An 11,995-nucleotide genomic window follows, 5' to 3' on the forward strand; every position below is an offset into this window, starting at 1 on the left:
CCAATTTGGCGGGACTGGACGATATAAACGGTCGTTATGACGGCTGGCCGCAGCAGTTTGAGCGGCCGCCGTCGTGTTGTTACCTGCTGTTGGTCACTGAGCCGGCGATGGCACGCCCTGCGGCGCGCGGTCGCCGTGCGGCACCAGCCAGCCGCTGTCGCTCAGCCAATCGGCCAGGCGATCCGGCCAATGCACGTCGGACAGCCGCTCCGAGCGCTGCCCCATGTTGAACGCATGGTCGGTATCCGCATACATATGCAGTTCCGCCGACACGCCGGCCGCCACCAACTGCTGATACAGTGCCACCGCCGGCGGGCCGCAGCATTTGTCCGCCGATCCCGCGACGATGAAGGCCGGCGGCGCGTTCTGCACCGCCTTCGCCGGCACGCCGAGCGGCCCCGGATACACCAGCACCTGGAAGTCGGGCCGCCCGCTTTGCTGGTCGACCGCGTCCAGTTTCGCGCCCGCCGACACCGGTGGAGCCGGATTATCGGCCACCAGCGACACCAGTTCCCCGCCGGCCGAGAAGCCCATGACGCCGAGCCGGTTCGGATCGACGCCGAATTCCGCCGCGTGCGCCCTCACCCAGCGCACCGCGCGCCGCAGATCGGCGGCGGCGTCGCCCTCGATGCTATAGGTCGAACCCTGGTCGCGCGCCAGCCGGTACCTCAGCACGAAAGCCGTCACGCCGACGCGGTTGAGCGACTTCGCCGCCACCATGCCCTCGTTCATCCACACCAGCATGCGATGCCCGCCGCCGGGCGCGATGATGACCGCCGCGCCGTTGGCATGGCGCGCGTCGGCCTTGACCACCGTCAGCGACGGGTCGTGGATGTTGCTGACGTAGGTGTTCTGCACCGTCTCCGGCTCGCCGTGGCGCTTTTCCGATCCCGGCGCGCCGTCCGGCCAAAGCATATGCGTTTGCTGCGCGCCGGCCTGCGCGCAGACAGCCACCAGCATCACCAAAACCGCACGGCCTACACGTTTAAGCACCATTCAGACCTCCGGTCGCGTACAGCGCGCGGTGGGTCAGGATGAACAGCGTGCGTCCGCCCTCGCCGCCGAAGATCAGCTGCAGCGGGCGTTCCGGCACGTCGATGCGGCCGATCTCCTTGCCGTCGGGGGCATAGACGAAGATCTGGCCGTTGGCCACGTACACATTGCCCGCCGCGTCCACGGCCGCGCTCTCGCCGCCGCGATTGGCCGCAAGTTTGAGATCGGTGATGCCGCCGCCGGTACCGATCACGCCACTGAAGGTGCGGTTCTCGGAACCGTTGGTGAACACCACGCGGCCATTGCGCCCGGCCGACACCAGGCCATGGGTATCGAGGGAATCGGAGAAGCGCCAGCCCAGATGATTCGGCTGCCCCTGTTGGAACATGCGGTAGGCCGGCAGCACCAGCGTGCCATCCGGCGACACATACTCGCGCTTTTTCGGCAGCGCGACGTCGCGCGCGAACATCTCCGCCAGCGTGGTGAACTCGTAGGTCTCGGGATTGAGCTGGTCGCGGAATTCGCCGTTCTGCCAGAAGTTGACCGGCACCACGGTCTTCGCGCCTGCATGGGCCTTCACCGGGGTCGGCTTGATCAGCGTTACCTCGCCGGCCGGACGATCCGGATGGAAGGAATACACGGTACCCTCGAAGCCGTGCGACGACAGCACCATCAGCGCGCCGCTGTTGTCGATGGCAAGATTGATCGGGTCGAGCGGCGCGTCGCGCACCACCACCAGCCCCTTGTCCTTCGACCAGCTGTAGATGCGCTGGAAGCGGCGGTCGACGAAATACAGCTTGCCCTTGGCGTCGACCACGCCGCCGGCGATCGAATAGAAGCCCTCCTCCAGCTTCTCCACCTTGACCGGGTTGGCCGGCGGCGCCACCGGGTTGGCGACGATATCGAGCATCGCGAACTCGCGCTCGCGCACCTCCAGCTTGTGCGTGACATCCAGCAGCGTGTTCTCGAACGGGAATTTGCTGGCGCGCAGATAAGTGTCGCAACCGTTGGCGTCGCAGGTGGCGTAGCCGCTCTCGCCGTTGACGTGCACGTTGCGGAAGCGGATATCGCTGGAATTGGTCATCTTCACGGCGGCCGGCGCAGGTTTGATCGAGCGGGTGACGCGATAGGCGTGATAGTTCGCGAACAGGATGTTGCGCGAATTGCGGATCTCCAGCGACACCGCGTCCATGCCGTCGCGTACCTCCTGCTCCGTTTGCGGTGCCAGGAACTCCCAGTTTTCCACGTTATCGAGCACGATCTCGGCGCGCACATGGTGCTCGGCGGAGAGCTCGTAGACGCGGCCAGGCGTCTTGGTGTCTGAGACGTAGAACCCGGCCTGCGAGAAGGTGCTGGGCGACCAGACCGCGACAAAGGTGCCGCCACCGCCGTCGGTCACCCAGATGCTCGGATACTGGCGGTCCCAGTGCGCGGTTGGATCGAAGTCCGCGCGCTTTTGATACGGATCGCGGCGCACGCCATCGTAAAGGCGCGTGCCGTGGCCGCCCTGGATGCGGATGTCGTCGACCAGCGAATGTTCGCCGGCCTTCCACAGCAGGCCGACCGCGCGCGGATTGACTTCGCCGGTCGCCAGGCCGAAGCCGGAAACGATGGCGTCGCCGCCCTTGGCGCTTTCCAGCAGCGCCTTGGGTCCGTCCACGCCGGTGTACAGCGGCGAGCCATTCGGCAGCACCAGCTGCGTCAGCCCCGGATGCAGCGCGACGATCACCGTGTCGGGCTTCATGCGGATCGTATCGTTGACGATGTAAAAACCCAGCGGCAGGTACACCACGCGGTTGTTGTCGATGGCTTTCTGGATTGCCGCCGTATCGTCGGTCTGGCCATCGCCCTTGGCGCCGAGGGCGCGGGCGTTGGCCCATTGCGTGGTCGGCGGCAGCGCGCGCAACACGCGCTTGGGCGCGGCCGGCATGGCGCTCAACGGCGTGATTTTGGAATTGGTGCCGAACTTGCCGGTGCTGCCCACGCCCGGAAGCATCAAGCCGTAGTTGAATTCACCGACGCGGTAGATCGTCCCGGGCGCGGCGATCTTCTTGCCGCTGTCGCGGAACTGCGCGAAGACCGGCGTATTACGCGCGACAGCGTTGTCGAAACCGACCTGGGTGTAGACGTTGTCCTCGTTCGAGATGATGATCGCCGCCTTCGACACGTTCTCGAAGCGCACATCCTTACCCCACAACCAATCGCCGTAGCCGCGATCGATCTCGATGCCCACCTTGGTGTTGCGGATGGAGACGTTGATCATCGTCAGCCCGGCTTCGTGTTCGCGGATAGCGGCATCGCGCTGGCCCTCGAAGGTGGAGTCCATCAGCGTGAACTGCCAGGCCGGCGAAGTCTTCTCCGACAGGATGCCGTAGCGTCCACCGTAGAACTTCAGGTTGAAGCCCTCGTTGCCAACCTGGTAGATGCCGGCCAGCCCGGAGCCGATATGGAAGTCGATATGGCTCAGGTTCGAATGCTGCGCGGTGCGCAGACGCACGGCCGCCGCCGCCGGATTGCCGTCGCCGATTTCAAAATCGACATTGCTCATCGCCGAATAGAAGGTCGACGAATTCGCGTCGCGCACGTTCTCGCTGAACGGCACCGCGCTCGCCACGGGAACCGGCACCTTGCCGACAGTATATTGGTCGCCGCCGGTGAACACCACCATGTTGGCGACGCCTTTCTGGAAGCCGGGCGTGCGCTCGCCCAGCACCAGCACCGGCCGGGTCGCGCCAACACCGTACAGGCGCACCGCCAGCGGGATCAGGATGGTACGCGTGATGCGGTAGCGGCCCGACGGCAGGAACACCACGCCGCCCTCGCCTTTATTGGCGGCGCTGTCGACGGCTTTCTGGATCGCCGCCGTGTCGTCGGTGCGGCCGTCGCCGGTGGCCTGGACTTTGACGGCCAGCGCGTCGTCCGGCATGGTCTGATAGACGGAAACCGAGGGCGGCGCGGCCGGTGCTGCCCGCGCTCCGTCGAACGGGACGGCCAGTATCGCCACGGTAGCCATCAGCAACCGTGTTAAAGATAATTTCATTTCTTTAGTCCTTAGATAAAAATCGATAGGAGCAACACGAAAATCAGCCCGAAGACGCCAACCAGCGTCTCCATCAAAGTCCACGAGCGGAAGGTGTCCTTCAGCGACAGGCCGAAGTACTCCTTGAACATCCAGAACCCGGAATCGTTCACGTGGCTGCACATCAAGCTGCCAGCGCCGATCGCCAGCACCATCAGGCTCGGATCGATGCCCGAGCTCTCCACCAGCGGCGCGACGATGCCGGCCGCCGTCAGTCCCGCCACGGTGGCCGAACCAAGGCAGATGCGTATCAGGGTGGCCACCAGCCAGCCCAGCACCAGCGGCGGCACCGGCAGGCCGCCCAGTTGCCGGCCCAACTCCCCGCTGACGCCGGAATCGACCAGCACCTGTTTCAGCGCGCCCGCCCCGGCGATCACCAGCAGGATGGGCGCGATGTCGCGCAACGCGTCCTGCGCGCCGGACATCAGCGCCGGCAGGCTTTTGCCGCGCGCCAGTCCCAGGGTGACCAGTGCCACGGCCAGCGCGATCAACATCACGATCATCGGATTGGCCATGAAGTTGACGACCGACTTCAGTGCCGCATCGTCGGTGGGCACCATGGTTAGCGCGGTGGCGGCGGCCAGCAGCCAGACCGGCAGCAGCGCGGTGGCGAAGCTGTTGAAGACACCCGGCAGCTGCGCCTCCTCCAGCAGACCGGCGCGGAACATCGGCGCCGGCTCGCTATGGATACGCTTCAGGGTCATCGCGAATATCGGACCGGCGATGATCAAGGTTGGTATGGCGACGATCATCCCGTAAAACAGGGTGCGGCCCATATCGGCATGGAACTGCGCCACCAGCGCGGTCGGCGACGGGTGCGGCGGCAGGAAGCCGTGCGCGATCGACAGCCCGGCCAGCAGCGGTATCGCCAGCGCCACCGCCGGCCGGCCGCTCTGATACACCAGCGAGAACACCAGCGGCACCAGCAGCACGAAGCCGACGTTGTAATAAAGGGGAATCCCGGCCACGAAGCCGGTCAGGGTCAGCGCCACCGGCATGCGCGCGGAGCCGAACACGCCGATCAGGTAACTGGCGATGCGCTGGGCGGCGCCGCTGTCGGCGATCAATTTACCGAACACCGCGCCCAGGCAAACAATGACGATCAACGACCCAAGCAGGTCGCCGATGCCCTTGTCGATCGACTTGGGAATGCTATCGAGCGGCATGCCAAGCAACAGCGCGGCCGCCAGCGCCGCCACCACGAACGCCAGCAACGGCTGCACCTTGCCCCAGGCGATAAGAAGGGTCAGCAAGCCGACGGAAAAACCGACGGCCAGCATGCCCCAGACGGCCGGCGCCACGCCGAAAAGCGCCGCCAATGGACTGGAGATGTTCATGAAGGCGCTCCGCCGCGCAGGTTAGAAGTTGTAGCGGACACCGACGCGGTACACGCGGCCCACCACATCGTACAGCTGCGGGTTGATCCCGTAGCTCAGGTTGGCCTGCGGCGCGGCGGCCGGCGAAACGTCGCCGATGTTGTCGACCTTGAAGTAGGCTGTGGTTTTGTCATCGAACTTGTAACTGCCACCCAGATCGACGTAGAACGCGCCCTTCATCTTGTTGTCGAAGATGGTCGGATGGATCGTCGTGGCGACCGGGCAGTTGGTCTGGCACTCGATGAACTCGTTGCTGTAGACGCCTTTGCTGATCCAGCGCTCGGTCAGGGTCAGGCTGTACTTGTCGGTGTCCCACGACTGCGAGGCCAGGCCCTTCCACTTCGGCGTCGCGCCCTGGTTGGCGCCGGCGCCCTCGGACGGAATGGTGCCGACAACGCCAGGGTCGGTCAGGAAGCTGATGTTGCGGGTGACCAGCGCGCGCAGCGTCACGCGGCCCGGCAGGCCCTTGATGTTCATACGGTAGGCGCCTTCCAGGTCGTAGCCCTTGGCGCGCAGGGACGCCAGGTTGAACGCCTGCACGGTCACGTAATTGTTGATCGAGACCGGGCTGTTAAGCACCATCGCCTTACAGATTTCCTGGTTGCCGGCCACGCACAGATCGACTTCCTGCTGCGCGTTCAGCGACGAGATCACGCCTTTGACCTTGATATCGAAGTAGTCGATCGACGCGCTGAAGCCGGGCGCCCACGACGGCTGCGTCAGCACGATGCCTGCGGTGTTGTTACGGGCGATCTCGGGACGCAGGTTGACGTTGCCGATGGCGCGCTGCTGCACGCTGATGGTGTTGCCCTGGTAGGCGACGACGTTGTTGGTCACCACCTGCGCGGCGAACAGCTCGCTCAAGTTGGGCGCGCGCACGTCCTTGGACGTCACCGCGCGCAGGCGCAGGCCGTCGATGCCGGTCTTCCAGCTGGCGCCGAGCTTCCAGCTTTCCACGTGGCCGGAGGTGCTGTACTTGGTGTGGCGGTCGGCCATGTTGATATTGGCCTCGCCCCACGTGGCCGATTTGAGCACCGGCACGTTCAACTCCACGTAGGCTTCCTTGACGTTGTAGGTGCCGCCGGCGTTGTGGTAGTTACCGGCGTACCAGTTGTTACCGACGGCGGTGTTGAGCAGCGGGTCGGCCGGATAGTTGGCGTTGTTCTGGCTGTCCGGGAAGATGCCGTTGCCATACGGGTCGCCGGTGACCTTGTAGTGCTCGCGGCGATACTCGGCGCCGGTCGCCACGGCGATCGGACCGGCCCACGATTCGAAGGCCTCGCCGCTGAAGTTGACGCTGGCGACATCCTGGGTCTGCCGGGTGTGCTGGCGCGGACCGTTTTCCGGCGCGATGTACGACCAGGCGCCGGCGTCGATCGGGTTGTTGCCGATGATGTTGAGCGGCTTGCAGCCGGATGCCGCGGCGACCGGATTGCGGCAGACGATGGCGCCGTCGGGGGCGCGCACGGCGTCGATGGCGGCGTTGTAGCGCGCGTTGAGCGTCATGTCGTTGACGATGATATCGGTCTTGTTGGCGCCATGTTCGGCATAGGCGTCATACGACCATTCCTTGCCCAGCACCTGGAACTTGCCGGTGCCGCCGAGGACCACGCGCTCCATCTGGCGGGTCGGGTGGACGTTGATATTCTCCGGGAAGATGGCGTTGGCGGTACCGTACTGGAAGCTGGTGATGTTATTGGCCGCGCAGGCGGCGACGATCGACGCCGGCAGGTACGGATTGCTGCACTGGATGGTCAGGTTGGCGTTTTTGGCGGCGCCCGGATTCGGCGAGAAGGCCGCCTTCACCTTGCCAAAGTTGGCCGTCATGTAGATCTCATGATCGGGATTGATGTCGAAGCCGACGCGCGTATAGGCCACCTGGCGCGTCAGGTCCATCGCCAGGCTGGTGCCGGCGCCGACGCTGCCGCTCAAGTCGCCGCCGATGCACAGCGGATTGATACAGCCGGTCACCGCGCCGGTGCCGGTCGGCACACCGTTCGAGCCGTAGTTGAATTTGTACGGCTGGCCGTTGTCGCCGAAGGCCGTGCCCTGCAGCGGTCCGTTGGTGATCAGGCCATACTTGGCATACTGGTACTGCTGCGCGTGCAGCACCGAATAGTACTGAGGCTTGCCGTCGGTGGTCTGCGCCAGCGTACGGACCTGGTAGGCCGGGTTTTTAAACCACGTGCGGCCGTTCGCGCCCACCTCGCCGAATCCGGGCGACTCGATGCCCTTCTGGCGGCCGTATTCTCCGCTGACCTGCACGTGCAGGCGGTCGTCCATGAACGATTTTCCCCAGGCGGCCTGCAAGTTGCCGTTCTCGTCGTCGCCGTAGGTCGTCATCCCGCCCTGCACGTTGGCCTTGAACCCCTGGAAGCGTTTGTCGGTGATGAAGTTGACCACGCCGCCGACCGCGTCCGATCCATACGAGGCCGAGGCGCCACCGGTGACCACGTCGACGCGCTTGATCAGCAGTTGCGGGAACTGGCTCACGTCCGTCACGCCGGTGACGTTGGCACCGACCACGCGCTGACCGTCGAGCAGCGTCAGGGTGCGGATCGGACCCAGTCCGCGCAGGCTCAATGAGCTCAAGCCCTGTATGCCGCTGCTGGTGCTGCCGGTGCTGGTGGTACGGCCGGTGCTGCCTTGCAGCGCTGGCAGTTCGGCGATGCTGTTGAAGATATTCGGCTGCGCACCCTTGGCCAGGTCGTCGGCGCTCAAAGTGGTGGTCGGCGTGGGCTGCGTAAAGCCGCGCGCGGCGATGCGCGAACCGGACACGGTGACCACGTTCTGTACCGGCGCCGCCGCTTCCGGCGCGGCCGGAGCTTGGGCCGCCGCCGCGGGAGCGTTGTCCTGCGCCGTGGCGGCCTGCGCTTCGGCGCCGGCCGGGGGGGTTTGAGCCTGGACTTCAGCTTGAGCCCCGGCCTGGCCGGGCGCCTGAACCTGGGCCTGGGCCTGGGCCGACAGGGCGATCCAGCTGCAAGCGCTGGCGACGGCCAGGCGCATGATGGTGTTACGTGTAGGTGTAGTCATTTTAGTCTCCGTTTTTGGTCTGTAGTTGTTTGCGCGCGGTACTGCTGACGGTCCGCTGCGTTTTACTGCCTTTGCTGCGTTTTGCTCCCCCCGTATTTCCGTTACCTAAGTCCGTCAAGCCTGGATGCGGCCCTGCCCTCGCTGACCAATATCTGCGCGACCAGCTCCTCTGGCGGCGCCGTGATGGCCAGCGTGATGCCGGCCTCGTCGGCCTGTAGCGGTTGCAAGTCCTTGAATTGGCTGTCCAGCAGCGACGGCGGCATGTAATGCCCGACGCGCGCACGCATGCGGTCGGCGATCAGTTCGCGCGCGCCGCTCAGATGGGCGAAACGCAGCGCCGGATCGGCCGTCCGCAGCAGGTCGCGATAGCGGCGCTTCAGCGACGAGCAGGACAGCACCAGGCCGACGCCGGCCCGACGCGCCTCGGCCACCTTCGCCTGCAGCGCCAGCAGCCAATCGGCGCGGTCGTCGTCGGTCAACGCGTGGCCGGCCGACATCTTGGCGACGTTGGCCGCCGGATGGAACTGGTCGCCCTCGATGAAATCGACGCCTTGCGCCGTTGCCAGCGCCTGGCCGATCGTGCTCTTGCCGCAGCCGCTCACGCCCATGACGACCCAGCGTATCGCGCTATCCTGCGGGCTGCTGGAACTATCCATCCATCTCTCCAAGTTTAAGTTAGCGCTATCATTTCAGTTCTGAGTTATGCGCCTAGATCGGGGCGCGGTCTCTTGTCTGAATTGGGAATTTATCCGGGGATGTCAGCCAACATCAAGTTAGCGTTATCATCGGTAGGTGAACTTTAGCGCAACAGAGGATTTTGTAAAGGATTATTAATATTGCATCGCAGCACGCGAGCGACTATCGAAAGGTACGGCAACGCCTGCCAAACAGGCTCGCGGCAGCGCAACATGGCCGTGGCGGCCCCGCAACAGCGGGTCCAGCCGTGCGGTCGGCCGGTTCAACGAATAAACTTGTACCGCGAGGCCTCTTCCGCCAGCAAGCTCTCATCCTTGCCGCGCAGCCGGCCCATGTTGCGGCGATGCGCCGGCTCGGCGATGACCCTGTTGATCACCGGCTCCAGCACTCCACGCTCGCTCAGGTAGGCGGCGGCGCTGTCCGGCCCTTCCCGATCCGCCAGTTCGATGCCGGTTTTGACGATTTCCGACGACACCAGATCGGGACGAAAAGTGTGGCTACTGGACATGACAATCTCCTTCAAGAAGACAGATATTGTGCGCTAGTTGCACCAGTCCAGTGCGTGCGTTCTCTCACTTTGAGCATTTTAGCCACATCATTTTTTACTATCGCCTTGTCATCGTGGCGTCATACCCGCGAAGAACAAATCGGCCGCCCGCGCCACCATTTGCTGGATCTCCTTGAGCGACAGCACCGCCGGGTCACGCTGGAACACCCGTGGCGAAACCTCGGCAGTCATCAACGCCATGTACTGTTGAGCTGCCACCGTCGCGTCGGCGCGGCGGATCTCGCCGCGCGCCATCGCCGCCTCCAGCACCGACGCCAGCATCGCGATCGATTCGCTTGGCCCGGCGTCATGAAACAACTGTCCGACATCCGACCGCCCCGATTCGGCCACCACCATCCGATAGACCGCCAGCGCCTTCTTGTCGTTGGTCAGCACATGCAGCATGCGCTCGCCGAAATGGATCAGCGCCATCTCCAGCGCGGTGCGGCCGACCACATTGGCCGTCAACTCGCGCGTCGCGTCGGACAGCTGCGCCGTGGCGACGGTCCTGACGACGGCGCCGAACAACTCCTCCTTCGACGGGAAGTATCCGTATAGCGTCGCCTTCGAACCGCCCAGGCGCTTGGCCAGCTCGTTCATCGACGCGCCCTCGTAGCCGGCCTCCTGGAACAGCTCCGCCGCCGCCTCGATGATCGCCTGGCGGCGCGCCTCAGTACGTACTTTCATGCACACCCCATATCCAAACCCGAAAGTACATTTTATTGCATGTCCAGCGTGAATAACAGACTCGACAGTCCGCTCGGCGGCGTAATTCAGCTTGACAGCCGCCCGCACACCCATCAATACTGTACATGTTGGTTCAGTTTTAAAACATAAACTCTCCTCACAAAGGCACCACCATGACCACATTGCTCAAATCCAGCGCTCCGCTGTTGATCGCCACCTGCCTGGCGCTCGCCGGCTGCGCCACCACCCAGCCGGTTCCGTACGGCGGCCTGGCATCATCCGGCCAGCTGCGGCCCAACCTCAACGACCAATCGGGACGGATACCCTACAACTACGCCACGCAAGTGGACCTGCGCGACTACAAGAGCATCATCATCGATCCGGTGGTGGTGTATCGTGGCCAGGACAGCCAGTTCGAGGAGGTGACGGAGGAGGACAAGGCCGCGCTGGCGGCCTATATGCAAAGCGAATTCGAAGCGAGGCTGCGCGGCCGCTTCAACCTCACACGCGATCCCGGCCGGCACACGCTGCGCCTCAAGCTGACCTTGACGGGGGCAAAATCGAGCACGCGTTTTCTGAGCACCGCGTCGCGCTTCGATCTGGCCGGCGGGCCGTATAACCTGGTGCAGGCGGCGCGCGGCAAGGAAGGCGCCTTCACCGGTTCGGTGATGTACGCGGTTGAACTGTACGACGCGTCGACCAACCTGCTGGTCAACGCCTATGTCACCAAGCAGTATCCGGGGCCGTACAACCTGGGCGCCAGCCTGGGACTGATGGACGCCTCGAAGGCCGGGGTGCGCAACGGCGCCGACGCCCTGCTCGCCCAGCTCCGGTAGCGGGGCTGGCGGTTATTCGAGGTTCTCGTGATGGGCGGACGCGCCCTTCTTCCAGTACGCCGAAATCCGCGCAGCCTCGCGCGAAAAGCCCTTGTCGACAAACAGGATATCGCGCACCTGTTTGGCCATCTGCGCCTCGCCCGCGCACCAGATAAAGCCGTCGCCCTCGGGCAGTTGCATGGCGCGGAACGCCTCGACGATATCGTCCGGTGTCGGCACCAGCCGCACGCGCAGGCGCGCGGCGCTGGCGAATTCCAGCGCCGCGGCTTCCTCGCCGGTCACCAGCACCAGCACGTCGGCGGACGCCGGCAGCTCGTCCAGGCGGCGGCGGATCGCCGGCAAGGCGGTGGCGTCGCCCGCCAGGATCTGCCAGGTGTAATCGGCCGGGATGATCATCGATCCCTTCGGGCCGCCGATGACGGCCTGCTGGCCGACCCGCGCCTGGCGCGCCCAATCGGTCATGTGGCCCTCGGTGTGCAGCGCGAATTCGAGGGTCAGCTCGCGGGCGTCGCGATCGTAACGGCGCGGCGTATAGTCGCGCATCACGCGCTCGCCGGCGGCGTCGTGCAGGATGAACTTGACGTGATCGTCATACGACAATGAGACGAAATCGTGCAGGCTCTCGCCTTTGAATGTTACGCTAACGAAATTCGGCGCCAGTTGCTTCACGGCGCTGACCGTCACTTCGCGCGGCTTGAGTTCGTGACGAACACGCTGGATACGTTTATCATTCATGCAAATCACCTTT

9 protein-coding genes are annotated in these 11,995 nt (G+C 64.7%); 1 reads left to right on the top strand and 8 read right to left on the bottom strand.

Annotation, left to right across the window (positions count from 1 at the left end; genetic code table 11):
* Window positions 1-93: 93 nt before the first annotated feature.
* From AC07P1_RS20515 to AC07P1_RS20545, 7 genes are all read right to left on the bottom strand, one after another.
* The gene (locus AC07P1_RS20515) at window positions 94-960 is read right to left on the bottom strand and encodes an alpha/beta hydrolase (protein ID WP_494697552.1); all 867 of its coding nucleotides are present in this window, start codon (window positions 958-960) and stop codon (window positions 94-96) included.
* 25 nt (window positions 961-985) lie between these two features.
* Window positions 986-4,033 carry a glycosyl hydrolase family 28-related protein gene (locus tag AC07P1_RS20520; protein WP_494697553.1) on the bottom strand — a complete coding sequence of 1,016 codons (3,048 nt, stop codon included), beginning with the start codon at window positions 4,031-4,033 and terminating at the stop codon, window positions 986-988.
* Window positions 4,034-4,044: 11 nt separating this feature from the next.
* Window positions 4,045-5,409 carry a gluconate:H+ symporter gene (locus AC07P1_RS20525; RefSeq protein WP_494697554.1) on the bottom strand — a complete coding sequence of 455 codons (1,365 nt, stop codon included), beginning with the start codon at window positions 5,407-5,409 and terminating at the stop codon, window positions 4,045-4,047.
* A 21-nt stretch (window positions 5,410-5,430) separates the two neighbouring features.
* Window positions 5,431-8,481, bottom strand: a complete 3,051-nt coding sequence (locus AC07P1_RS20530) for a TonB-dependent receptor plug domain-containing protein (RefSeq protein WP_494697555.1) — start codon at window positions 8,479-8,481, stop codon at window positions 5,431-5,433.
* 101 nt (window positions 8,482-8,582) lie between these two features.
* Entirely contained in the window at window positions 8,583-9,137 is a 555-nt protein-coding gene (locus AC07P1_RS20535) for a gluconokinase (RefSeq protein ID WP_494697556.1), read from the bottom strand.
* A 302-nt stretch (window positions 9,138-9,439) separates the two neighbouring features.
* The gene (locus AC07P1_RS20540) at window positions 9,440-9,685 is read right to left on the bottom strand and encodes a hypothetical protein (RefSeq protein WP_315219703.1); all 246 of its coding nucleotides are present in this window, start codon (window positions 9,683-9,685) and stop codon (window positions 9,440-9,442) included.
* 108 nt (window positions 9,686-9,793) lie between these two features.
* Entirely contained in the window at window positions 9,794-10,411 is a 618-nt protein-coding gene (locus AC07P1_RS20545) for a TetR/AcrR family transcriptional regulator (protein ID WP_494697557.1), read from the bottom strand.
* A 173-nt stretch (window positions 10,412-10,584) separates the two neighbouring features.
* On the opposite strand from AC07P1_RS20545, the gene AC07P1_RS20550 reads away from it, so the two are divergent.
* Entirely contained in the window at window positions 10,585-11,247 is a 663-nt protein-coding gene (locus AC07P1_RS20550; RefSeq protein WP_494697558.1) for a DUF3313 domain-containing protein, read from the top strand.
* A gap of 12 nt (window positions 11,248-11,259) precedes the next feature.
* Here the strand turns inward: AC07P1_RS20550 and AC07P1_RS20555 are convergent, their stop codons facing one another.
* Entirely contained in the window at window positions 11,260-11,982 is a 723-nt protein-coding gene (locus AC07P1_RS20555) for a siderophore-interacting protein (RefSeq protein WP_494697559.1), read from the bottom strand.
* Window positions 11,983-11,995 lie beyond the last annotated feature (13 nt).

It is taken from the genome of Duganella sp. GW821-FHT07F09, assembly GCF_059418705.1.

Coding starts and splice junctions, on each gene's coding strand:
- AC07P1_RS20520 (WP_494697553.1), bottom strand. CDS start 4,033: ATGAAATTATCTTTAACACGGTTGCTGATGGCTACCGTGGCGATACTG.
- AC07P1_RS20540 (WP_315219703.1), bottom strand. CDS start 9,685: ATGTCCAGTAGCCACACTTTTCGTCCCGATCTGGTGTCGTCGGAAATC.
- AC07P1_RS20550 (WP_494697558.1), top strand. CDS start 10,585: ATGACCACATTGCTCAAATCCAGCGCTCCGCTGTTGATCGCCACCTGC.
- AC07P1_RS20535 (WP_494697556.1), bottom strand. CDS start 9,137: ATGGATAGTTCCAGCAGCCCGCAGGATAGCGCGATACGCTGGGTCGTC.
- AC07P1_RS20525 (WP_494697554.1), bottom strand. CDS start 5,409: ATGAACATCTCCAGTCCATTGGCGGCGCTTTTCGGCGTGGCGCCGGCC.
- AC07P1_RS20545 (WP_494697557.1), bottom strand. CDS start 10,411: ATGAAAGTACGTACTGAGGCGCGCCGCCAGGCGATCATCGAGGCGGCG.
- AC07P1_RS20530 (WP_494697555.1), bottom strand. CDS start 8,481: ATGACTACACCTACACGTAACACCATCATGCGCCTGGCCGTCGCCAGC.
- AC07P1_RS20515 (WP_494697552.1), bottom strand. CDS start 960: ATGCTGGTGGCTGTCTGCGCGCAGGCCGGCGCGCAGCAAACGCATATG.
- AC07P1_RS20555 (WP_494697559.1), bottom strand. CDS start 11,982: ATGAATGATAAACGTATCCAGCGTGTTCGTCACGAACTCAAGCCGCGC.